The 22,098-nt window shown below is 68.1% G+C and carries 19 protein-coding genes; 15 read left to right on the forward strand and 4 right to left on the reverse strand.

The window, feature by feature from the left end:
* Positions 1-7: 7 nt before the first annotated feature.
* Genes I8J34_RS19950 through I8J34_RS19960 form a run of 3 tightly spaced genes read right to left on the reverse strand, consistent with a single transcriptional unit; the run spans position 8 to position 3,201 of the window.
* Positions 8-1,063, reverse strand: coding sequence for a Gfo/Idh/MocA family protein (locus I8J34_RS19950; RefSeq protein ID WP_214363395.1), 1,056 nt, complete (start codon positions 1,061-1,063; stop codon positions 8-10).
* 30 nt (positions 1,064-1,093) lie between these two features.
* Positions 1,094-2,470 (reverse strand): glycosyltransferase family 2 protein, encoded by a 1,377-nt coding sequence (locus tag I8J34_RS19955; protein WP_214363396.1) that lies wholly within the window; start codon positions 2,468-2,470, stop codon positions 1,094-1,096.
* Complete coding sequence (locus I8J34_RS19960; protein ID WP_214363397.1) at positions 2,467-3,201, reverse strand: acylneuraminate cytidylyltransferase family protein; 735 nt, start codon at positions 3,199-3,201, stop codon at positions 2,467-2,469. Before I8J34_RS19960 ends, I8J34_RS19955 begins: the two co-directional genes overlap by 4 nt.
* Positions 3,202-3,436: 235 nt before the next feature.
* Between I8J34_RS19960 and I8J34_RS19965 the strand changes: the two genes are divergently transcribed.
* From I8J34_RS19965 to I8J34_RS19990, 6 genes are all read left to right on the forward strand, one after another.
* Entirely contained in the window at positions 3,437-4,342 is a 906-nt protein-coding gene (locus I8J34_RS19965) for a LysR family transcriptional regulator (RefSeq protein ID WP_214363398.1), read from the forward strand.
* A gap of 145 nt (positions 4,343-4,487) precedes the next feature.
* Positions 4,488-4,970 (forward strand): formate dehydrogenase subunit gamma, encoded by a 483-nt coding sequence (locus I8J34_RS19970; protein ID WP_214363399.1) that lies wholly within the window; start codon positions 4,488-4,490, stop codon positions 4,968-4,970.
* Positions 4,967-6,517, forward strand: coding sequence for a formate dehydrogenase beta subunit (locus tag I8J34_RS19975; protein WP_214363400.1), 1,551 nt, complete (start codon positions 4,967-4,969; stop codon positions 6,515-6,517). Before I8J34_RS19970 ends, I8J34_RS19975 begins: the two co-directional genes overlap by 4 nt.
* A gap of 54 nt (positions 6,518-6,571) precedes the next feature.
* Positions 6,572-9,433, forward strand: coding sequence for a formate dehydrogenase subunit alpha (gene fdhF, locus I8J34_RS19980; protein ID WP_214363401.1), 2,862 nt, complete (start codon positions 6,572-6,574; stop codon positions 9,431-9,433).
* 4 nt (positions 9,434-9,437) lie between these two features.
* Complete coding sequence (gene fdhD / locus I8J34_RS19985) at positions 9,438-10,295, forward strand: formate dehydrogenase accessory sulfurtransferase FdhD (RefSeq protein ID WP_214363402.1); 858 nt, start codon at positions 9,438-9,440, stop codon at positions 10,293-10,295.
* Between the two features lie 99 nt (positions 10,296-10,394).
* Complete coding sequence (locus tag I8J34_RS19990; RefSeq protein WP_214363403.1) at positions 10,395-10,628, forward strand: formate dehydrogenase subunit delta; 234 nt, start codon at positions 10,395-10,397, stop codon at positions 10,626-10,628.
* A 75-nt stretch (positions 10,629-10,703) separates the two neighbouring features.
* On the opposite strand, the gene I8J34_RS19995 is transcribed toward I8J34_RS19990, so the two are convergent.
* Positions 10,704-11,627, reverse strand: a complete 924-nt coding sequence (locus I8J34_RS19995; protein WP_370661894.1) for a TetR family transcriptional regulator — start codon at positions 11,625-11,627, stop codon at positions 10,704-10,706.
* Positions 11,628-11,866: 239 nt separating this feature from the next.
* Between I8J34_RS19995 and I8J34_RS20000 the strand changes: the two genes are divergently transcribed.
* The 9 genes from I8J34_RS20000 to I8J34_RS20040 form a co-directional block, all read left to right on the forward strand.
* A complete protein-coding gene (locus I8J34_RS20000; RefSeq protein WP_214363405.1) occupies positions 11,867-12,904 on the forward strand; it encodes a branched-chain amino acid ABC transporter permease in 1,038 nt (345 codons plus the stop codon).
* A gap of 116 nt (positions 12,905-13,020) precedes the next feature.
* A complete protein-coding gene (locus I8J34_RS20005) occupies positions 13,021-14,766 on the forward strand; it encodes a branched-chain amino acid ABC transporter ATP-binding protein/permease (RefSeq protein ID WP_230411928.1) in 1,746 nt (581 codons plus the stop codon).
* Complete coding sequence (locus I8J34_RS20010; protein ID WP_214363406.1) at positions 14,763-15,521, forward strand: ABC transporter ATP-binding protein; 759 nt, start codon at positions 14,763-14,765, stop codon at positions 15,519-15,521. The genes I8J34_RS20005 and I8J34_RS20010 overlap by 4 nt, the downstream gene beginning before the upstream one ends.
* A 105-nt stretch (positions 15,522-15,626) precedes the next feature.
* Positions 15,627-16,769, forward strand: coding sequence for an ABC transporter substrate-binding protein (locus I8J34_RS20015; RefSeq protein ID WP_214363407.1), 1,143 nt, complete (start codon positions 15,627-15,629; stop codon positions 16,767-16,769).
* 16 nt (positions 16,770-16,785) lie between these two features.
* Positions 16,786-18,675, forward strand: a complete 1,890-nt coding sequence (locus I8J34_RS20020; protein ID WP_214363408.1) for a feruloyl-CoA synthase — start codon at positions 16,786-16,788, stop codon at positions 18,673-18,675.
* A gap of 18 nt (positions 18,676-18,693) precedes the next feature.
* On the forward strand, positions 18,694-19,464 hold the full coding sequence (locus I8J34_RS20025; RefSeq protein ID WP_214363409.1) for a crotonase/enoyl-CoA hydratase family protein: 771 nt from the start codon (positions 18,694-18,696) through the stop codon (positions 19,462-19,464).
* Complete coding sequence (locus tag I8J34_RS20030) at positions 19,461-20,723, forward strand: thiolase family protein (RefSeq protein WP_214363410.1); 1,263 nt, start codon at positions 19,461-19,463, stop codon at positions 20,721-20,723. The genes I8J34_RS20025 and I8J34_RS20030 overlap by 4 nt, the downstream gene beginning before the upstream one ends.
* A 14-nt stretch (positions 20,724-20,737) precedes the next feature.
* Complete coding sequence (locus tag I8J34_RS20035; protein ID WP_214363411.1) at positions 20,738-21,505, forward strand: SDR family NAD(P)-dependent oxidoreductase; 768 nt, start codon at positions 20,738-20,740, stop codon at positions 21,503-21,505.
* Between the two features lie 259 nt (positions 21,506-21,764).
* On the forward strand, positions 21,765-22,098 hold a 334-nt coding region (locus tag I8J34_RS20040), incomplete at its 3' end, for a type 2 periplasmic-binding domain-containing protein (protein WP_214363412.1).

Genomic DNA, 22,098 nt, shown 5'->3' on the forward strand with positions numbered 1-22,098 from the left:
ACCGCCCCTAGGACCGACCGAGTCGGGACGAGCGCGGGTTGTCGTCAAGGCGGACCCAGGCGCCGGTCTCGACGCTCGCATACAGGGCATGCACCAGGCGCAGCGTGCTCATGGCCGACGCAATCGTGATATCCGGGCGGGTGCGCCGCTCGACGCTGTCGACCAGGTCGCGGATGTACAAGGAATGGCTCAGGCCATAGCCGCTCGGCACCTCGACGCTGCATCGTGCGGCCAGGGTGGCGTCATCCTCGCTGGCATTGACCAGGTCCCATTCGTCGATCCTGTTCAGCGCGATGCCGCCCACCCGGATCCTGCCGCCTTCACCGACCACCGACAGCGAGGCCTCGAAGTCTCTCGGCCGTGCCGCCGTGGTGGCCTCGATCGTCGCCAGGGCGCCGCTCTTGAAGCGCAGCACCGCGGCCAGCGTGTCCTCGGCCTCGAGCGTGTTCATGCGATTGGCGGCGACGGCGCAAACGGCATCGACCGGCCCGCAGATCCACTGAAGCGCATCGAGATGATGAATGGCCTGCTGGTTGATCACACCGCCGTCCATGGCCCAGGTGCCATGCCAGCCGTCTTCATAGTAATCCTGGTAGCGACACCAGTGCAGACGGACACTCGCCGTCACCAGGGTCTTCAGACGCCCGGTCTCGACCGCCGCCTTGGCGGCGCGCAGCGCCCGGTTCCAGCGATTCTGGAACACCGTTGCGCAAAACAGCCCTCGCGTCTCGGCCAGGGTGTCGAGCGCGGCGGCTTCTTCCGGCGTCATGGTCACCGGTTTTTCGCAGACCACACTCACGCCGTTCTCGAGCGCCAGCCGGGCATGCGCGAAGTGATGGCCCGACGGCGTGAGCACGAACATGACATCGATCGCGCCGGCATCGAGCATGGTTGCCGCATCGCGGAAGGCGGGGCAGCCGAAGGCCTGTGCCAGGCGTGCGGCCTTGTCCGGGTCGGTGTCGCACACCGCCACGACCTCGAACCGGTCGACCGGGTCGATCTCGAGCAGCATCTTGCGGTAGTGCTCGGCGACTCGGCCGCAGCCCAGCAATGCGGCTCTCATGAACGCGTTCTCCTGACCGGAGCCGCCGGACTAAGCGACAGGCTCATGCTTCAAAAGAGGCAGGCAGCGCTGCAGCGCCTCCTCCGTGCGGATTTCAACACTGGCCAGCGGATGGCGGACGGAGTGCAGGCCGATATGCTCGCCGAACAGCGTGCCCGCTCTGAGCAAGGCCGGGCGTACCACGCAGCCCAATCCCATCAGACCGAGATGCGCGCGCTCCTCGCTCAGTGCGCGCGGCACGAAATCGCGCTTGCCCACTTGTCGCACGCCATGCTCGCCGTCGAGCCAAACCGGCCGGCTCTCCGGTTTTGCCGCCAACACCGTGTCGAAGCCCTTGTCCAGCGCCAGCGACACCATGTCATCGATCATCCCCGGGTCGCGGAAGGGGTGCGTTTCCTCGACGACGACCACCAGATCGAAAATGCCGAGGGTCTTCTCCATCTCGGTCAGGCTGTAGGTCAGCACTTGCACGATGTCGACATACTTCTCCGACAGGGCGGCAGGCCGGATGAACGGCACGCTGGCGCCATGGCGGCGGGCAAGATCGGCAGTGTCTGCACAGTCTGTGGACACGATGATGTCCGTCAGCGATGTGCACGATGTCAGATAGTCGATGGTGCTTCCCAGCAGGCTGACGCCATCGTGCTGCAGCGAGTTGCCGCGCACCGGCACGATGGCGGCCACCCGGATGGCGCCCTCGGCGATCTTCGTCATGTCCGCGTGGGGGCCGTGGAGACCTTCCATGATCTGGACGATCTGCTGCGCCCGCGAGATGTCGCGGTCCTGATGAATGCCGTGATAGTGATAGACGCTGGCAGTCGGCTCGTAGGCGATTTTCAGCCCGGCCCGGATCACCTCGACCCCCCAGACGCGATCCTCGATGTTGCTCACCTGTTCGTCGAAGGGGAAGCGCTGCCAGATATCCCGGCGCAGCGCGCTGTTCGCGTTGTGGAAGAAGGAATCCTTGACCTGTATCCGCGGGTCCAGGCCGAAGGTGATCGCCAGATCGCGCTTGTCGGCCGCCGGGGTAAACGACAACGGCTCCTGCCGCCCATAGACGCCCGCAATCTCTGGGTCGTCGAGGCGGGCAACCAGGTTGGCCAGCCAGTGCGGGTCCACCGGAATGCAGTGGCCGGAAATGATGGCAATGATCTCGCCCCTGCTGGCCCGGATGCCATCGTTGATCGCCTTGCCCGGCAGGAAATCGTCGATCTCGACCAGCGTCACGCCATAGCGCCTGGCTCTGGCGACGGTCCGATCGGTGGAGCGGTTGTCCACCAGAATGATTTCGTGACGGGTATAGGTCTGCTTGGCGATGGCCTCGAGGCAAAGGCCGATCCAGCGCTCCTCGTTCCGCGTGCGAACGATGATCGAAACCAGCGGTGCGTGAGACATGTCAGGGCTCATGACCGGTCGTCGGTAAAGAGCGGGACCCGCTCAGGGTGATGTTCGGCCAGATACTCGATCGCCTTTTCCGCGAGGAACAGATCGAAATCGGTGTGGATGTCGATCGATGTCTCGGGCAGGTTATTGGGCATCAGGTGCACGCGGTCGCCGATACGGCGGCCTTCGCGCCACAGCCGGGCCCGCGAAGCGCAGGCCAGCCCGGTGTCTTCCCGATAGAGCTTCTCTCGGATCTGTCGTGACGAGTAGTCGCGCATCCACGGCAGCACGCGTGCCCAGTCCCCGGCCGCGGTCTTGTGCCAGTAGTTCTTGGTCGTCTGATGCACGGCGAAGGCACTGTCCAGTGCCGGGTCGTCGATCAGCGCCTGGACGGCTTGTGTGATCCAGTCGGGGGTTCGGAAGACATCGGTGGCGGTCAGAAAGACACAAAGCTCGAAGGTGTTGCCGACATGCGCTTCGTAGGCCATCAAGGCCTGCTGCAGGGTGGCTTCGGTGGTGGTCAGGTCTTGCGCCAACTCGGCAGGGCGCAGGAACGGCACGTCGGCGCCGGCGGCGCGTGCGCATTCGGCGATTTGAGCATCGTCCGTGCTCACAAACACACGATCGACAACCCCGGAGGCCAGGGCCGCCTTGATCGGCCAGTCGATCAGCGGCCGGCCGGCGAGGTGCTTGATGTTCTTGCGCGGCAAGCCTTTCGAGCCGCCGCGGGCAGGAATGATGCAAATCGTTTTCACAGGCCATCCAAAAGGCAAAAGCAGATCATCTCAAACCTTGCCGTGCCGCTGGCGACGGCGCCGGCAGCGCGACGCTCACCGTCGAGGCCTCGTGACCCATGGCGCAATGGCAGATCCGGCGTGTTGGGCCTCGCGCCAGGGCGGGCAGGTATTCGCTCCGGTCGCCAGTTTGCCTCAGGCCGCAGTCGTTCGCACAGGCGCGCCATTGGGGGCCGAGCCGGTGTATCGTTGCCGGATGATTGCTCGCAAGTATCTCTACCTCATTGCGCTGGCGCGCGAGAAGCATTTCGGTCGTGCGGCCGCCAGTTGTCATGTGTCGCCGTCGACCCTCTCGGCGGCGATTCGCGATCTGGAAAGCGAGCTGGGGGTGGCCATCGTGGAGCGCGGGCAGCAGTTTTCCGGGCTCACGCCGGAGGGGCTGCGGGTGGTGCGCTATGCCGAGGTGGCCGCGTCGCATGCGGCCGATCTCAAGCAGGAGCTGGCGCAATTGCGCGATGGCGGGTTGAGCGGGCAGATCCGCATCGGCGTCATCCCCACGGCCTTGACGGCGGTGGCGGCCTATTCGGCGGCGATCGTTCGGCGCCATCCGCACATCACGCTTCAGATCGTGTCGCTGCCGACCGGCGACATCCTCACGCAGCTGCGCCGCTACGAGCTCGAAGCGGGCGTGATCTACCTGCGCTCCGCGACCGATCCCGACCTCGAGGTGGTGCGGGTGTGGGAGGAGGATCACGTGCTGCTCACGACCGACCGCGATGCGGTCGAGGGGCGCGACGAGATCTCCTGGCGCGAGGCGGCGAGCTTCAATCTGTGCCTGTTGTCGCCGGATATGCAGAATCGGCGCACCATCGACGAGACCTTCGCGGCGCTCGGCTGTCACCCCGCGCCGACGATGGAGACCAATTCCATCGTCAGCCTGCTGGCGCATGTGTGCTCCGGCGCCTGGTCGAGCATCGTGCCGCGCAGCGTGCTCGAACTGATCGGCTCGCCGGAGGCGGTGTCGGTCCTGCGCCTGACCGAGCCGTCGGTGGCATGGGCGACCGGCGTGGTCACGCTGGCGCGCGATCCGGTCTCGCCCTCGGTGGCCGCGCTTCGTGCCGTGGCGCAGGCGCTGACCGCCTCGTTCGGCAACGACGAATAGCCGTTCGAAAAAACTCGATTTTCAGCACCGCGACGGGCCGCTAAGGTAGGGCAACCGTCCTGCGTCCTGCGCCTTGCAGGTTCCCCTCCCCTCGCGACCTGTTGCGGGAGCTGGACGGCCCCCTCAGTGCGAAGAGAGAGGCGTCATGGACGAAGCGCGGGACAAGCAGATCATTCAACGGGAAATCGAGGCGCACCGGGCTATGCCCGGGGCGCTGCTGCCGATTCTCCATGCCATTCAAGATGCGCTGGGCTGGATTCCGCCGCAGGCGACTCCCGCGCTGGCCCAGGCGCTCAATCGCTCGCGCGCTGAAGTGCATGGCGTCATCAGTTTCTACCACCACTTCCGCACCACGCCGCCGGGGCGCCATGTCGTCCAGGTGTGCCGTGCCGAGTCCTGTCAGGCCATGGGCGGCGCCGCGCTGGAGGCCCATGCGCAGGCTGCGCTGGGCACGGCTTTCGGCGAGACGACGGCCGACGGCGCGATCACCCTCGAGGCGGTGTACTGCCTCGGCAACTGTGCCTGCTCGCCGGCCGTGCGTGTCGATGACGACATCGTCGGTCGGGTGAGCAGTGCGCGTTTCGACGAAATCGTGGCCACGCTGCGTGGCGAACAGGTGAGCGCATGACGATCCAGATCCATGTGCCGATGGACTCGGGCGCGCTGTCGCTGGGCGCCGAGCAGGTGGCCCAGGCGATTGCCGCCGAAGCGGCGCGCCGCGGCGTCGAGGTGACGATCCGGCGCAATGGCTCGCGCGGCATGTACTGGCTTGAGCCCTTGGTCGAAGTCTCCGTCGGCGGCCAGCGCCGGGCCTACGGGCCGGTGACGGCGGCCGACGTGCCGGGGCTGTTCGAGGCGGATTTCCTGCAGGGCGGCACGCATCCGCTGGCGCTGGGGCTCACCGACGAGATTCCCTTTCTCGCCCGCCAGAACCGGCTGACCTTCGCCCGGGTCGGCGTCGTCGATGCCCTGTCGATCGCCGACTACGTGGCGCACGGCGGTTTCGTCGGGCTGGCCCGGGCGATCCGCCTGGAACCCGCCGAGGTGGTGCGCGAGGTGACCGATTCCGGCCTGCGCGGGCGGGGCGGGGCGGCCTTTCCGACCGGCATCAAGTGGCAGACCGTGCTCAATACGCCGGCCGAGCAGAAGTACATCGCCTGCAATGCCGACGAGGGCGATTCGGGCACCTTCTCCGATCGCATGCTGATGGAGGGCGACCCGTTCTGCCTGATCGAGGGCATGGCCATCGCCGGTCTGGCGGTGGGCGCGACGAAGGGCTACATCTATCTGCGCAGCGAATACCCGCACGCGCACCGCACGCTCGAAGCGGCCATCGAGGCGGCCCGCCGGGTGGGCTATCTCGGCGCGAACCTGATGGGCAGCGGCCGTGCCTTCGATCTCGAAGTGCGCCTGGGCGCCGGGGCCTACATCTGCGGCGAAGAGACGGCCATGCTCGAATCGCTGGAGGGCAAGCGCGGCATCGTGCGCGCCAAGCCGCCGCTGCCGGCCATCGAGGGCCTGTTCGGCCAGCCGACGGTGATCAACAACGTCATCAGCCTGGCCTCGGTGCCGACCATCCTGGCCAGGGGCGCCGCCTTCTATCGCGACTACGGCGTCGGCCGTTCGCGCGGCACGCTGCCCTTCCAGCTGGCCGGCAATCTGCGCCGCACCGGGCTGGTGGAGCTGGCCTTCGGCGTGACTCTGCGCGAGTTGCTGTACGACTACGGCGGCGGCAGCGCCAGCGGCCGGCCGATCCGTGCGGTGCAGGTGGGCGGCCCGCTGGGCGCCTACGTGCCCGAGTCGCAATTCGACACGCCGCTCGACTACGAGGCCTACATGGCCATGGGCGCCATGATCGGCCACGGCGGCATCGTCGCCTTCGACGACAGCGTCGACATGGCGAAGATGGCGCGCTACGCGATGGAGTTCTGTGCCATCGAATCCTGTGGCAAATGCACGCCGTGCCGCATCGGCTCGACCCGCGGGGTCGAGGTGATCGACCGCATCATCGCCGGCGAGGACCGCGGCCGGCAGCTGGCCCTGCTCGATTCGCTGTGCGACACCATGGAAGCCGGCTCGCTGTGCGCCATGGGCGGCATGACGCCGTACCCGGTGCGCTCCGCGCTCAAGTATTTCGCCCGCGACTTCGGCGTCGACGAGACGCAGGCCGCCTGACCCCAACCCCGTTCAATCGCCGGCGCAACGCGCGCCGGCGCGAGGAGACACCCCATGTCCCTGCTGCGTGACCCCGATTTCGGTACGCCCGAGCGTATGTCGGCCGAGCAGATCACCGTGAGCATCGACGGCCAGACCGTCACCGTGCCCGCCGGCACCTCGGTGATGCGTGCCGCCGCGCTTGTCGACACCCCCATCCCCAAGCTGTGCGCCACCGACAGCCTGGAGCCCTTCGGCTCCTGTCGGCTGTGCCTGGTCGAGATCGACGGCAAGCGCGGCTACCCGGCCTCGTGCACCACGCCGGTCGAGAACGGCATGGTGGTGCGCACGCAAAGCGACAAGCTCGCCGAGCTGCGCCGCGGGGTGATGGAGCTCTACATCTCCGACCACCCGCTCGACTGCCTCACCTGCTCGGCCAACGGCAACTGCGAACTGCAGGACACCGCCGGCGTGGTCGGCCTGCGCGACGTGCGCTACGGCATGGCCGGCAAGAACCATTTCGACGCCGCCAGCGCCGCGCCGATCGATACCTCCAACCCCTATTTCGCCTATGACGCGTCCAAGTGCATCGTGTGCAACCGCTGCGTGCGCGCTTGCGAGGAAACGCAGGGCACCTTCGCGCTCACCATCGGCGGGCGCGGCTTCGAATCGCGCGTGACGGCGGGGGAGAGCCAGAGCTTCTTCGACTCCGAATGCGTCTCCTGCGGCGCCTGCGTGCAGGCCTGCCCGACCGCCACGCTGATGGAAAAATCGGTGATCGAAAAAGGCCAGGCCGAGAAGAGCGTGCTCACGGTGTGCGCCTACTGCGGCGTGGGCTGCGCCTTCAAGGCCGAGGTCAAGGGCAATGAAGTGGTGCGCATGGTGCCGCACAAGGACGGTGGCGCCAATCATGGCCATTCCTGCGTCAAAGGCCGCTTCGCCTTCGGCTACGCCACCCATCCGGACCGCATCACCACGCCGATGATCCGCCACAGCATCGACGAGCCCTGGCAGAAGGTGAGCTGGGAGGAGGCGATCAATCATGCCGCCTCCGAGTTCCGCCGCATTCAAGCCAAGCACGGCCGCGACTCGATCGGCGGCATCACCTCCTCGCGCTGCACCAACGAGGAAACCTACCTGGTGCAGAAGCTGGTGCGCGCGGCCTTCGGCAACAACAACGTCGATACCTGCGCCCGGGTGTGCCACTCGCCCACCGGCTACGGGCTCAAGCAGACGCTGGGCGAATCGGCCGGCACCCAGACCTTCGATTCGGTGATGGACGCCGACGTGATCGTGGTGATCGGTGCCAACCCCACCGACGGCCATCCGGTGTTCGGCTCGCAGCTCAAGCGCCGCCTGCGCCAGGGCGCCAAGCTGATCGTCATCGATCCGCGCCGCATCGATCTGGTCAAGGGGCCGCACTTCGAAGCCGCCTACCACCTGAGCCTGCGCCCCGGCACCAACGTCGCCGTGGCCAATGCACTGGCTCACACCATCGTCACCGAGGGCTTGGTGAACGAAGCCTTCGTGGCCGAGCGCTGCGAGGACGCCGCCTTCCGCCAGTGGTGCGACTTCGTCTCGCTGCCCGAGAATTCGCCCGAAGCCATGGCCGAGATCACCGGCGTGCCGGCCGAGGCGCTGCGCGGCGCCGCGCGCCTGTACGCGCAGGCCGGCAACGGCGCCATCTACTACGGCCTTGGCGTCACCGAGCACAGCCAGGGCTCGACCATGGTGATGGCGATCGCCAACCTCGCCATGGCCACCGGCAACATCGGCCGCGCCGGCGTGGGCGTCAACCCGTTGCGCGGGCAGAACAACGTGCAGGGCTCCTGCGACATGGGCTCCTTCCCGCACGAGCTGCCAGGCTATCGCCATGTGTCGGACGAAGGCACGCGGGCGCTGTTCGAAGGCGAGTGGGGCGTGCCCATCGGCGACGAGCCGGGTCTGCGCATCCCCAACATGTTCGAAGCCGCGCTCGACGGCAGCTTCAAGGGCTTGTACTGCGAGGGCGAAGACATCGCCCAGTCGGACCCCAACACCCAGCATGTCGAGGCCGCCCTGCGCGCCATGGAATGCGTGGTGGTGCAGGACCTGTTCCTCAACGAAACGGCCAAGTACGCGCATGTCTTCCTGCCGGGCTCGAGCTTCCTCGAAAAGGACGGCACCTTCACCAATGCCGAGCGGCGCATCTCCCGGGTGCGCAAGGCCATGCCGCCGATGGCGGGCAAGGCGGACTGGGAAGTGACCGTGGCGCTGTCCAACGCGCTCGGCTATCCCATGAACTACACCCATCCGTCCGAGATCATGGACGAGATCGCCCGCCTCACGCCGACCTTCACCGGGGTGAGCTACGACCGGCTCGACGCGCTGGGCAGCATCCAGTGGCCCTGCAACGCGGACCACCCCGACGGCACGCCGATCATGCATGTGGGCGAATTCGTGCGCGGCAAGGGGCGCTTCATGCCGACCCGCTACGTGGCCACCGAAGAGCGCGTCAACAAGCGCTTCCCGCTGCTGCTCACCACCGGCCGCATCCTGTCGCAGTACAACGTCGGGGCGCAGACACGGCGCACCGGCAACGCCGCCTGGCATGCCGAAGACCGGCTCGAGATTCATCCGCTCGACGCCGAGGACCGCGGCATTGCCGACGGCGACTGGGTTGGCATCGCCAGCCGTGCCGGCGAGACGGTGCTGCGCGCCCGGGTGACCGAACGGGTTCAGCCGGGCGTGGTGTACACCACCTTCCACCACCCGGAATCGGGCGCCAACGTGATCACCACCGACAACTCCGACTGGGCGACGAATTGCCCGGAATACAAGGTGACGGCGGTGCAGGTGACACAGGTCAATCAACCCTCGGAATGGCAGCAGCGCTTCCGCCGCAACCAGGAGCGGCAGCAGGGCTTTCTGCGGGTCAACCTCATCCCGGAGGCCTGAGAGCATGGCTGAGCACGCGTCGCTGCCGAGCGCAGCCCACGAGGCGGACGAGGCCTTCGACTGGCCCGACCGGCAGCTGGTGCGGGCGCGCCGGGATTGGGCCGGCGGCTCGGTCGAAAGCGTGGAGTGCCTGATCGAGGAGGTGCCGGTGGCGCTGGTCTACAACGGGATCTCCCATGTGGTCATGCTCGCCAGCCCCACCGATCTGGAAGACTTCGCCCTCGGCTTCAGCCTGTCGGAAGGTATTCTCGAAGGCACCGACGAGCTGTACGACTGCGAGGTGGTGTCGCGTGCCGAGGGCCTCGAAGTGCGGCTCGAGATCGCCGCGGCGCCGTTCATGCGGCTCAAGCAACGGCGCCGGAACCTCGCCGGGCGCACCGGTTGCGGCCTGTGCGGTGTCGAGAGCCTTCAGGCAGCGGTGCGCCAGCCCGCGCCGGTCGGCCGGCGGGCGCCAGTGAGCACGGCAGCCGTGCATCGCGCCATGGACGCCCTGGCGGCGCATCAAAGCCTCCATCGCGCCACCGGCGCCGCGCATGCCGCGGCCTGGGTGCGCGAGGACGGCGAGCTGCTGTGGGTGCGCGAGGACGTGGGCCGCCACAACGCGCTGGACAAACTCATCGGCGCGCGCCATCGGCACCGTGCCGATGCGACGGCGGAGGGCTTTGCGCTGGTCACCAGTCGCGCCAGCGTCGAGATGGTGCAAAAAGCCGCCAGCGCCGGGATCGGCCTGCTGGCCGCGATCTCCGCCCCCACGGGGATGGCCACCCGCATGGCCGAGCGCACCGGCCTGACCCTGGTCGGCATGGCGCGCTCAGGCCGCCTCACGGCCTACAGCCATCCCGACTGGCTGATCAACGCCTGAGCGGCCGCGCGAACATGACTGCCCCTCTGCTCGCCCCCCGCCAACGCCCCGCCACGCCGGCGTGTCGGCGGATCATTCACCGCCTCTGAGTCCCGACAAATGGAAATCCAGCACCTGGTCAAGATGGCCAACCAGATCGGCCAATACTTCGAAAGCTATCCGGACCGTGACGAAGCGTGCCGGTGCATTGCCGAGCACCTCGGCAAGTTCTGGGCGCCGCGCATGCGCCAGGCGCTGATCGCGCACCTCGCCTCGCCCGACGGTGCCGACACACTGACACCGCTGGTGGCGCAAGCGGTGCGGACGCTGCCGGCGGTTCAGATCCCGGCGTGAGCCAAGCCGGCGGCTGAGCGCCTGCCGCATCGAACGACGCCGGCAGCAAGCGCGCGCGATCGGCCGTTCGGCGTTTCAGTCCGGCAGGGCGTGGCCTGAGGCTACGCCCTGCCGAAGCATGTCCACCATGGCGTGGGCAATGTCGCGGGGCGTCTGCTTGCCTTCGCGATACCAGATGGCGACCCAGTTCATGGCCCCCAGCAAGGTCAGGCGGAGCAGGGTGGGGTTGGTCTGCCCGGTCAGCGGCAGGGCCTCGATGAGCCGTTTGAAGATCTGCTCGTAGGCTTTCCGGTCTTCGCGGATCCTGTCGAACAGCCGCTGCTCGCCGATCAGCGCGAGGCCGTGACCGGTCAGGCGTTCCACATAGGGCCCCTCGACCATGCCCGAAACATGCTCCTCGCAGGCCAGGCGCAGGTTGTCCCAGGGGTCGGTGCCGCCGGCCGCGGCGGCCGTCACGCGGGCCAGGATCCGCCGAAACCCCTCCCGATAGATCGCCAGATACAAGTCTTCCTTGGACGGAAAGTGGTGATAGACCGAGCCCGGCAGCAGGCCGGCCCGGTGCGCGATGTCGCGAATCGAGGTCCGGTCGTAGCCCTGCTCGGTGAACAGCTCGGCGGCCACATGCAGGACAAGCTCCTGGCGACTCAGCGGCTCGCCCTGGCCGGCATCGGCCGGGGGGGCTGAAGGATCCGCGTCTGCCCTGGGCGCGGTCGCCGACAGGCGGGCGCTGCGCTTGTTGCGATCGAGCAGGCGCTGCTGCTCCGGGGGCAGGTCGGTCTGGCCGTTGGCGACCAGTGCCTCCAGGCGCTTGACCGCCGTTTCGAGCCCATGCCGCTGCCAGATGTAGCGCACGCCGGATGGCGAAATCCGCACCCCCTCGCTTCTCAGACGCTCGGCGACCGCCGCCTGGCCCAGCATGGGCAACTCGCGCGCCAATCGCAGGATGAGCGCTTCGGCATCGGCGTTCGACGAGCTGGCGGGTGAGGCGTTGTGGGGCATGGGCGCGGGCATGTGTGTAGGGGAAACGGATAGCGAATGATAGCTGCATCACGGCGGGCTGGCATGCGCATCACGATAAAATAAACTTTTTGTCCAAATGTTTGACAAGGTAGTTTGCCGGGCGTAATGTGGGCCCGTCGCCGTTCGCGGAACGGGGCATGAAACCCAGAGCGGCACAAGCCGCCGACCCGGTGTGACCCACACGAGCCTTCGGCCCCCGAAGGAGAGAGACAAGAGCGATGGATCTGCAGATTGCACTTCTGATCGGGCAAGACGGCGTGACCTCCGGCGCCATCTACGCACTGCTGGCGCTGGCCCTGGTGCTGGTGTTCGCGGTGACCCGCGCGATCTACATCCCGCAGGGGGAATATGTCGCCTATGGCGCGCTGACCCTCGCCACGCTGCAGTCGGGCGCCTTGCCGGCCACGCTGTGGCTGCTGATGGGGGCCGGCCTGGCGGTGACCGTCATCGACGGGGTCGCCGCGATCCGCAAGCGCGACGGGCGCGCCTGGGGGGCGACACTGGGCTGGAACGTCGCTTACCCGGCGGTGCTGGTGCTGACGCTGTCGGCTCTCTCGCCGGCGCAGCTGCCGATGGCGTTGCAGATTCTGCTGACGCTGGCGATCGTGGTGCCGATCGGGCCGATGATCTACCGGCTGGCCTACCAGCCGGTCGCCGAAGCCTCGGTGCTGGTCCTGCTGATCGTCTCGGTGGCGGTACACGTGGTCCTGGTGGGGCTGGGGCTGCTGTTCTTCGGTGCCGAGGGCAGCCGGACGGCGCCGCTGTGGGACGCCAGCTTCGCCGTCGGATGGATGACGGTGAGCGGGCAGCAGATCTGCGTGCTGGCCGCCTCCGCCGCGCTGATCGTCGGGCTCTACCTGTTCTTCGAGAAAACCCTCTACGGCAAGGCCTTGCGTGCGACCGCGATCAACCGGAACGGCGCCCGGCTGATGGGCTTCTCGCCGGTGTTCGCCGGTCGGCTCACCTTCTTGCTGGCCGCCTTCATCGGGACCTTGTCGGGGGTGTTGATCGCCCCGGTGACCACCGTCTATTACGACACCGGCTTCCTGATCGGGCTCAAGGGCTTCGTCGCCGCCATCGTCGGCGGGCTGGCCTCCTACCCGCTGGCCGCCGCCGGTGCGCTGATCGTCGGTCTGCTCGAATCCTTCGCCAGCTTCTGGGCCAGTGCCTACAAGGAGGCCATCGTGTTCACCCTGATCATCCCGGTGCTGATGTGGCGTTCGCTGCACAGCCACGGCATCGACGAGGAGGCGTGAGCATGTCCGGTACCGCGACCCGAGCCATGCGTCTGCTTGCCGGCATGTCCGGCCGATCCATCGCCGCCGTCAAGACGCCCTCGCGCGGGGTGCTCGCCGGCCTCGTCCTGGTGGGGATGGCGCCGCAGTTCCTGCCCGAGTTCTACGTGACCTTGTTGAACTACATCGGTCTCTACGCCATGGTCGCACTCGGCCTGGTGCTGCTGACCGGCGTGGGGGGCTTGACCAGTTTCGGCCAGGCCGCCTTCGTCGGCCTGGGCGCCTACACCACCGCCGCGCTGACCGCCACCGCCGACTTGCCGGGGTGGCTGGCCTGGGCCGGCGGCTCCGCGTGGCTGGCCTTGCTGATCGGGCTTGCCCTGACAGCGCTGGTGGCCGTGGTGCTCGGCTCGATGACGCTGCGCCTGTCGGGCCACTATCTGCCCTTGGGCACCATCGCCTGGGGCATCTCCCTGTATTTCCTCTTCGGCACGATGGACTTCCTGGGCGGGCATACCGGGCTGAGCGGCATCCCGCCGATCGAAGTCTTCGGTGTGCCGCTCGACGAAGGGCGCGAGATCTACTACCTGATCTGGGCCTTTCTGCTGCTGGCCATGCTGACCACCCGCAACCTGCTCGATTCCCGCGAGGGCAGGGCGATCCGGGCGCTCAAGGGGGGCATGGTGATGGCCGAGTCGATGGGGGTGGATACCTCGCGCTCGCGCATGATCATCTTCGTCGTCGCCGCCTTGCACGCGGCCGCCTCGGGCTGGCTCTATGCGCACATGCAGCGCTTCGTCAATCCGACGCCGTTCGGCTTGTCCACCGGCATCGAATATCTGTTCATGGCGGTGGTCGGCGGTGCCGGCAGCGTGTGGGGCGCGCTCATCGGTGCCGGCGTGATCACGATCATGAAGCAGTGGTTGCAGGACGTGCTGCCGGCGCTGTTCGGCGCCTCGGGCAACTTCGAGGCGATCGTCTTCGGCGTCATGATGGTGCTCATCCTGCATCGCGCCCGCGACGGCCTGTGGGCGCTGATCGCCCGTTGCCTGCCGGCATCGCGGGCCACGGTGGCTCTCGATCCGTCCGCCGCGCCGCTGCCGCACCGCACGCAGCCGAGCCGGGGCGAGGTCATCCTCGAGGCGCGCGAGGTGACGCGCCGCTTCGGTGGGCTGGTGGCCAACGACCGCATGAGCCTGCAGGTGCGCGCCGGGGAGATCCTGGCGCTGATCGGGCCCAACGGCGCGGGCAAGAGCACCATGTTCAACCAGCTCTCCGGCGTCGATACGCCCAGCGCGGGCGATGTGCTGTTCCGCGGCCGCTCGATCGCCGGTCTTGCCGCGCGGGACATCGCCCGCCTGGGCATGAGCCGTACCTTCCAGCATGTGCGCCTGCTGCCGGGGATGAGCGTGGTCGAGAACGTCGCGCTCGGCGCCCACCGGCGCGGATCGTGCGGCGTGCTGCCTGCGGCCTGGCGTCTGGACCGGGACGAGGAGGCACGGCTGCTGGCCGAGGCGGCGCGGCAGCTCGAACGGGTCGGGCTCGCCGAGCAGATGCATGAAGAGGCCGGCAGCCTCGCGCTGGGCCAGCAGCGCATCCTGGAGATCGCCCGCGCGCTGGCCGCCGATCCCTGCGTGCTGTTGCTCGACGAGCCGGCGGCGGGCTTGCGCTTGCTGGAAAAGCAGGCGCTCGGCCAGCTGTTGCGCAAGTTGCGCGCCGAAGGCATGGCCATCCTGCTGGTCGAGCATGACATGGACTTCGTCATGGGCTTGGTGGACCGGGTGGTGGTGATGGAATTCGGCCAAAAGATCGCCGAAGGTCTGCCCGACGAGGTGCAGCGCGATCCGGCGGTGCTCGCCGCCTATCTGGGAGACGTGCAATGAACCCGCTCAACCCGCCGGTGCTCGAGGTCCGCAACCTGAGTGTCGCCTATGGCAAGGTCGAAGCGCTCACCCGGGCGAACCTGCGCGTGGGCGAGGGCCAGATCGTGACCGTGATCGGGCCCAACGGCGCCGGCAAGAGCACGATGCTCTCCGCCATCATCGGCCTGCTGCGCTCGCACGGGCAGGTGTGTTTCGACGGGCGGGTCGCGGTGAGCCCGGAGGTGGAGCGCATGGTCGACGGCGGCATGAGCCTGGTGCCCGAAAAACGCGAACTCTTCGGCGAGATGAGCGTGGAGGACAACCTGTTGCTCGGCGCATTCCACCGCTATCGCAGCGGCGAGCGCAACTACCGCGAGCCCATGGCGCAGGTGTTCGCCCTGTTCCCGCGCCTGCAGGAGCGCCGCCGCCAGCGCGCCGCTACGCTGTCGGGTGGCGAGCGGCAGATGCTGGCGATCGGCCGGGCGCTGATGGGCAAGCCTCGCCTGCTCATGCTCGACGAGCCGAGCCTCGGCCTGGCGCCCTTGATCACGCGCGAGATCTTCCGGATCGTGGCCGATCTGCGCAGCACGGGGGTGTCGATCCTGCTGGTCGAACAGAATGCCCGTGCCGCGCTGGCCGTGGCCGACTACGCTTATGTGCTGGAGACCGGATCGGTGGTCATGGAGGGACCGGCGGCGCGTTTGCGCCACGATCCGAGAGTGCTCGACACCTATCTCGGGCTGGGCGGCAAGCATCAGGACATGCTGGCCAGCTGAGGATCAAGAACAAGGACAGAAGGGCTTCGCGCCCTCGCCATCGTGACCGCCGGCGGGACGGATGTGCCGACCGGTGACCCAAGCAGGAAGAGTGAAGGAGACAAAATGAAGACCAGAAAGCTTTCCGTACTGTGTGTCGCCGCCGGCCTGATGTTCGCCCAGGCCGCTTCGGCCGACGTGAATGTCGGCATTTCGGTGTCGTCCACCGGGCCCGGTGCGGCGCTCGGCATTCCCGAGAAGAACACGTTTGCGCTGCTCCCGACCGAGGTGGGCGGCGAGAAGATCAACTACATCGTGCTGGACGATGCCACCGATCCGTCGGTGGCGACCAAGAATGCCCGCAAGCTGGTCTCGGAGCACCAGGTCGACCTGCTGATCGGCTCGTCGGTGACGCCCTCGTCGCTGGCCATTGCCGAAATCGCGGTGGAAAGCCACACCCCGCAGATCACCCTGGCACCGGTCAATCTGCCGCCCGAGAAGAACACCTGGGTGTTCCGCGCGCCGCAGCAGAACAAGATCATGGCCACCGCCCTGGTGGCCCACATGAAAGCCGCCGGCGTCCGCACCCTGGGCTTCATCGGCTACTCGGATGCCTATGGCGAGGACTGGCTGACCACGATCGAGCCCCTGCTGAGCAAGGAGGGGATCAAGATGACGGCGGTCGAGCGTTTCAACCGCACCGATACCTCGGTGGGCGGCCAGACGCTCAAGCTCATCGCCGCGCGCCCCGACGCCGTGCTGGTCGTGGCTTCGGGCAGCCCGGCAGCCCTGCCGCAGACCACGCTGAAGGAGCGCGGTTTCAAGGGGCAGATCTACCAGACCCATGCGGCGGCCAACCCCGCCTTCCTGAAGGTGGCGGGCAAGGCCGCCGAGGGCACGATCATGCCGATCGGGCCGGTCGTGGTGGTGGACCAGATTCCTGATGCGCATCCGTCCAAGGCAAGCGGTCTGGCGTTCGTGAAGGCCTACGAGGCGAAGTACGGAGCGCGCAGCTTCTCGTCCTTTGCCGGGCATGCCCATGACGCCTTCAAACTGCTGGAGGCGGCCATGCCGGTGGCGCTCAAGTCGGCCCGCCCGGGCACGGCCGAATTCCGCCAGGCCCTGCGCGATGCGATCGAGGCGAGCCGCGAGGTGGTGGGCGTGCACGGGGTGTTCACGATGACGCCCGAGGATCACTTCGGCATGGACGAGCGTGGTCGCGTGCTGATCGAGGTGCAGGCCGGCGGCTACAAGCTGTTGCCGATGTGAGCGGCGGGAGGCTGGCATGAATACCGAAATACGGGATCAGCCCCCGTCCCAGGCGGGCGAACGGATGTTTGTCGAACCGGTGGTGATGATCGAGGCCCGTTCGGACGGCACCCGCGTCCTGCGCTCGGGCATCCCCCTGCCCGACAACTACGGCCGCTGCGTGGGCGAGTGGCTCGAACACTGGGCGCGCGAAGCGCCGGAGCGCGTGTTTCTCGCCGAGCGCGGTGGCGATGGCCGGTGGGTCGAGCTGCGCTACGGCGAAGCGCGCCGCCGCGTGGTGGCCATCGCCACCTGGCTGCTCGACCAGCAGCTGTCGCCCGAGCGGCCGGTGGTGATCCTGTCGGACAACGGCATCGAGCATGCGCTGTTGATGCTGGCGGCGATGCATGTGGGCGTGCCGTCCTGTGCGATCTCGACCGGCAATTCGCTGATGTCGAAAGACTTCGGCAAGCTCAAGGCCAACATCGAACTGCTCAGACCCGGCGTGATCTACGCCGACGGCATCGAGCGCTTCCGTCCGGCCATCGACGCCGTGGCTCAGTTGCACAACGGGGTCGTGATCGCCGGCGGGCAGAGCGCCGATGTCGGCAGCGCGACGCCCTTCGTGGCGATCGAACAGCACAGCGACGAGCCGCGCGTGATGTCGGCCTTCAACCGCGTCACCCTCGAGACCATCGGCAAGTTCCTGTTTACCTCGGGCTCGGTCGGCGTTCCGAAGGCGGTCATCAACACCCAGCGCATGATGGTCTCCAACCAAGAGGCCAAGGCGCTGATGTGGCCTTTCCTGCGGAGCATGCCGCCGGTGCTGGTGGACTGGCTGCCGTGGAGCCACACCTTCGGTGCCAACCACAACCTGAACATGGTGCTGCGCTGGGGCGGCACGCTCTACATCGACGACGGCAAGCCGGTACCGGCGCTGCTGCCGAAGACCGTGCGCAATCTCAAGGAGATTTCGCCCACCGTCTATTTCAACGTGCCGCGCGCCTTCGACATGCTGGTGCCGCTGCTGCGCGAGGATGCGGATTTTCGCGAGCGCTTCTTCCGCAAGCTGAAGTTCGTGTTCTACGCCGGCGCGGCCTTGCCCCACCATCTGTGGACCGCCCTCGAAGATCTGTCGGTGCAGGCCACCGGCGAAAAGATCCTGATGGTCTCCGCCTGGGGAGCCACCGAAACCGCGCCCACCGCCTCCGACTGCCACTTCCGCGCCAGCCGGCCCGGGGTGATCGGCCTGCCGGTGCCCGGCACCGCGCTCAAGCTGGTGCCCACCGCCGACAAGATGGAGGTGCGGGTCAAGGGGCCGAACGTGTTCCCCGGCTACTGGAAGCAGCCCGACGTCACCGCCAAGGCCTTCGACGACGAGGGCTACTACCTCACCGGCGATGCGGTCGAGTTCGTCGACCCCTCGCATCCGACGCTGGGGCTGGTGTTCGACGGGCGCGTGGGCGAGGACTTCAAACTGCTCACCGGCACCTGGGTGCATGTCGGGTCCTTGCGGGTCTCCGCCATCGACTGCATGAAACCGGTGGCCCAGGACATCGTCGTCACCGGGCATGACCGCGACGAGATCGGCTTCCTGATTTTCCCCAATATCCCAGAGTGCCGGACGCTGTGCCCGGGCTTGCCGCCCGACGCGCCGGTGGAGGACGTGCTCTCCAACCCGGCCGTGGTGAACCAGGTGCGCGCCGGCCTGCAGGCCCTCAAACAGCGCGGCGGCGGCTCCTCCACCTACGCCACCCGCGCCCTGCTGATGGCCGAGGCGCCCTCGGTCGAGCACGGCGAGATCACCGACAAGGGCTACATCAACCAACGGCTGGTGCTGTCGCGCCGCACCGATCTGCTTGCCTATCTGTATGGCGATCTGCCCGACAAGGGCGTGATCACCGTCCATAGCGCCACCGACCGTTAGCCAGCGAAAGACCCGACGATGACAGAACACCTCGTAACCACGGCCTGGGACGGCCAGATCCAGACCGTCACCCTGAACCGGCCCGCCAAGCGCAACGCTGTCAGCGACCGCCTGCTGGCGGCCCTCGAGGCGGCGCTGCTGGCCACGCCCGAGGGCACGCGGGCGATCATCCTGAACGGCGCCGGCGAGCACTTCTGCGCCGGCCTCGACCTGGCCGAACACCAGCACCGCGACCCCTACGGCGTGATGCAGGCCTCGCAGGCCTGGCATCGCATCTTCCAGCGCATCCAGTTCGGCGGCATTCCGGTGATCGCCGCCCTGCGCGGGGCGGTGATCGGCGGCGGGCTGGAGCTGGCGGCCGCGGCGCACATCCGCGTCGCCGAGCCCGACACCCTGTTCCAGCTGCCCGAAGGGCGCCACGGCATCTTCGTCGGCGGCGGCGCCTCGGTGCGTGTGGCGCGGATCATCGGCGCCGGCAGGCTGTGCGAAATGATGCTCACCGGCCGTGTCATCGCAGCGGAGGAGAGCTTGCGCCTGGGCTTGTCGCACTACCTGGTCGACGCGGGCGGCGCGCTGGACAAGGCGCACCAGCTCGCCTTGCGGGTGGCCGAAAACGCCCCGCTGGCCAATTGGGCGATGTGCAGCGCGATTGCGCGCATCGAAAACATGGCCAGCGAGGACGGCCTCTTCGTCGAATCGCTGACCGCTGCGCTCACCCACAGCGGCCCCGACGTGGCCGAGCGGATCGGCGGCTTCCTCAATCGCAAGGGACAAGGAGCGCAAGCATGAGCCCCGCCAATCCATTCGCCGCCAGCGAGGCGGCGGCGCAGAGCGCGCAGTACGACGACATCTGGCTGGTGGCCGGCCAGCGCACGCCCTTCGCCGACTACAACGGCGCGCTGCGCGACGTGTCGGCCACCGACCTGGGCATCTGCGCCGCCCGCGCCCTGTTCGCCACCAGCGGCATCCCCGCCGGCGAAGTGGACGGCATCGTTGCCGGCAACATGGCGCAGTCGAGTTTCGACGCCTATTTCCTGCCGCGCCATATCGGGCTCTATGCCGGCGTCGCGCCGACGGTGCCGGCGCTGTTGGTGCAGCGCCTGTGCTGCACCGGCTTCGAAACCCTGCTGACGGCGGCAGACCAGATCGCGCTCGGCAAGGCGCGCGTGGTGCTGTCGGTCGGCACCGAGTCCATGTCGCGCAACCCGGTGGCGGCCTACACCCATCGCGCGGGCTTCCGTCTGGGGCAGGTGGATTTCCGCGACTTCCTGTGGGAGGCGACCCTGGATACGGCGCCGGGCATCGGCATGGGCGATACCGCCGAGAACCTGGCCAAGCGCTACGGCATCAGCCGCGACGAGGTGGACCGCTTCGCCGCCCTGAGCTTCGAGCGCGGCTGCGCGGCCTGGGACGCCGGCTGGTATGCCGATGAAGTGTCTGCCGTCGTCAACGCCACCTGGTCGCTGGACGGCTACCGGCCGCGCAGCCTCAAACTGGCCGACCGGCTCGAACGCTTCGCGCGTGACGGCCATGTGCGGCCCACCGCCTTCGAGACCCTGAAAAAGCTCAAGCCCGCCTTCGGCGGCGTGCAGACCGGCGGCAACAGCTCGGCCATCGTCGATGGCGCGGCGGCAGCGATCGTCGCCCATGGCGACTGGGTGCGCGCCCACGGTCTTACGCCGCTGGCGCGCATCGTCGGCGGGGCCGCGGTGACGGTGCCGCCCGAAATCATGGGCATCGGCCCGGCGCCGGCCATCCGCGCAGCGGCGGCCCGCTGCGGGATCGCGCTCGGCGACATCGGCCGCATCGAGATCAACGAAGCCTTCGGTGCCCAGTTCCTGGCCTGCCAGCGCGAACTGGGTTTCGAGCTCGAACGCGCCAACAGCCGCGGCGGCGCCATCGCCATCGGCCATCCGCTGGGCGCCTCCGGCGTGCGTCTGACCCACACCGTGGCGCGCCAGATGCGCGCCGACGGCGTGCAGTACGGCGTGTCGTCGGCCTGCGCCGGTGGCGGGCAGGGCGTGGCCGTGGTGCTCGAAAACGTCTGAACGGGAAGCTGCGAATGAACACCGACAACACTGTCTTCATCGTCACCGGCGGCGCCTCCGGCCTGGGCGCGGCGAGCGTGCGCGCCCTGCACGGGGCCGGCGCCGCGGTCGTGATCGCCGATCTCAATGCCGAGCGGGGCGAGGCCCTGGCGGCCGAACTGGGCGAGCGCACCGCCTTCGTGCGCACCAACGTGGCCGAGGAGGCCGACGCGCAAGCCGCCGTCGATCTGGCGTGTTCGCGCTTCGGCGGCCTGCACGGCCTGGTCAACTGCGCCGGCATCGGCAACGCCGCCCGCGTGCTGGGCAAGGACGGCCCGCTGCCGCTGGCGGCCTTCGCCCGCTCGGTGCAGGTGAACCTGATCGGCAGCTTCAACATGATCCGGCTGGCGGCCGAGGCCATGGCGCGCGGCGCGAGTGGCCCCGACGGCGAGCGCGGCGTGATCGTCAACACCGCCTCGGTGGCGGCCTTCGACGGCCAGATCGGCCAGGCCGCCTATGCCGCCTCCAAGGGCGGCATCGTGTCGATGACGCTGCCGCTGGCGCGCGAGTTCGCCCGTGTCGGCATCCGCGTGATGACCATCGCGCCGGGCCTGTTCATGACACCGATGATGGAAGGCGTCCCGGCTGAGGCACGCCAGGCGTTGGGCGAGTCGGTGCCCTTTCCGCCGCGCCTGGGCGAGCCCGAGGAGTTCGCGCATCTGGTGCTCGCGATCGTGGGCAACGTCATGCTCAACGGCGAGACGATCCGGCTGGACGGTGCCGTCCGCCTGGCGCCGCGCTGAGCTGCGCGGCGAGGCCGGCGCGATACATGAACCCCTTCCGGAGGACACCCGACGGAACCGCGGCACAACACGATGATCCGGTCACCCATCCGCTGACCGGCTGACGATCCTGGCAAGGCGAAAGCCACCTCAAGCGCGTGTGCGTTGGCGCCCGTGCGGGGAGCGCTCGCGCCTTGAAAAAGGAGAAGCACGGCCTTCGGGCCTGACATGAAGCGCGCGGCGCACCGTGCGCGACACCACCCACGAGGAGACTGAGACGATGAGAAACAACACAAGGGGCGTGACCCAAGGCGCCGTGCTCACGGCGATCGCCGGCGCCCTGGCGCTGGCCTTCGCCATCCCCGCCCATGCCGCGTCCGATCTGGACGCCCTGAAGGCGGAGCTGCAAAAGCAGCGCGAGATGCTCGAACGCCAGCAGGCGGTCATCGACAAGCTGGAACAGAAACTGGCCAAGCAAGCCGACGCGCCCGCGGCCAAGCCCGGCATGGTGGCGGCATTGACCCGTGGCGACAAGCCGGTGCTGACCATCTACGGCATCCTCGACGGCGGCGTCGAGCACCTGACCAACATCGGTGCCGACAAGAAGAGCCTGA

The sequence above is a fragment of the Denitromonas iodatirespirans genome (assembly GCF_018524365.1).
Lineage (GTDB): Bacteria > Pseudomonadota > Gammaproteobacteria > Burkholderiales > Rhodocyclaceae > Nitrogeniibacter > Nitrogeniibacter iodatirespirans.

What these genes read in the sequence shown, in the direction of transcription:
- I8J34_RS20035 (WP_214363411.1), top strand. Translation starts at nt 20,738, where the DNA reads ATGAACACCGACAACACTGTCTTCATCGTCACCGGCGGCGCCTCCGGC.
- I8J34_RS19990 (WP_214363403.1), top strand. Translation starts at nt 10,395, where the DNA reads ATGGAAATCCAGCACCTGGTCAAGATGGCCAACCAGATCGGCCAATAC.
- I8J34_RS19970 (WP_214363399.1), top strand. Translation starts at nt 4,488, where the DNA reads ATGGACGAAGCGCGGGACAAGCAGATCATTCAACGGGAAATCGAGGCG.
- I8J34_RS20000 (WP_214363405.1), top strand. Translation starts at nt 11,867, where the DNA reads ATGGATCTGCAGATTGCACTTCTGATCGGGCAAGACGGCGTGACCTCC.
- I8J34_RS19975 (WP_214363400.1), top strand. Translation starts at nt 4,967, where the DNA reads ATGACGATCCAGATCCATGTGCCGATGGACTCGGGCGCGCTGTCGCTG.
- fdhD (WP_214363402.1), top strand. Translation starts at nt 9,438, where the DNA reads ATGGCTGAGCACGCGTCGCTGCCGAGCGCAGCCCACGAGGCGGACGAG.
- I8J34_RS19955 (WP_214363396.1), bottom strand. Translation starts at nt 2,470, where the DNA reads ATGAGCCCTGACATGTCTCACGCACCGCTGGTTTCGATCATCGTTCGC.
- I8J34_RS20030 (WP_214363410.1), top strand. Translation starts at nt 19,461, where the DNA reads ATGAGCCCCGCCAATCCATTCGCCGCCAGCGAGGCGGCGGCGCAGAGC.
- I8J34_RS20025 (WP_214363409.1), top strand. Translation starts at nt 18,694, where the DNA reads ATGACAGAACACCTCGTAACCACGGCCTGGGACGGCCAGATCCAGACC.
- I8J34_RS19965 (WP_214363398.1), top strand. Translation starts at nt 3,437, where the DNA reads ATGATTGCTCGCAAGTATCTCTACCTCATTGCGCTGGCGCGCGAGAAG.
- I8J34_RS20020 (WP_214363408.1), top strand. Translation starts at nt 16,786, where the DNA reads ATGAATACCGAAATACGGGATCAGCCCCCGTCCCAGGCGGGCGAACGG.
- I8J34_RS19950 (WP_214363395.1), bottom strand. Translation starts at nt 1,063, where the DNA reads ATGAGAGCCGCATTGCTGGGCTGCGGCCGAGTCGCCGAGCACTACCGC.
- I8J34_RS19995 (WP_370661894.1), bottom strand. Translation starts at nt 11,627, where the DNA reads ATGCCCCACAACGCCTCACCCGCCAGCTCGTCGAACGCCGATGCCGAA.
- I8J34_RS20005 (WP_230411928.1), top strand. Translation starts at nt 13,021, where the DNA reads ATGGCGCCGCAGTTCCTGCCCGAGTTCTACGTGACCTTGTTGAACTAC.
- fdhF (WP_214363401.1), top strand. Translation starts at nt 6,572, where the DNA reads ATGTCCCTGCTGCGTGACCCCGATTTCGGTACGCCCGAGCGTATGTCG.
- I8J34_RS20010 (WP_214363406.1), top strand. Translation starts at nt 14,763, where the DNA reads ATGAACCCGCTCAACCCGCCGGTGCTCGAGGTCCGCAACCTGAGTGTC.
- I8J34_RS20015 (WP_214363407.1), top strand. Translation starts at nt 15,627, where the DNA reads ATGAAGACCAGAAAGCTTTCCGTACTGTGTGTCGCCGCCGGCCTGATG.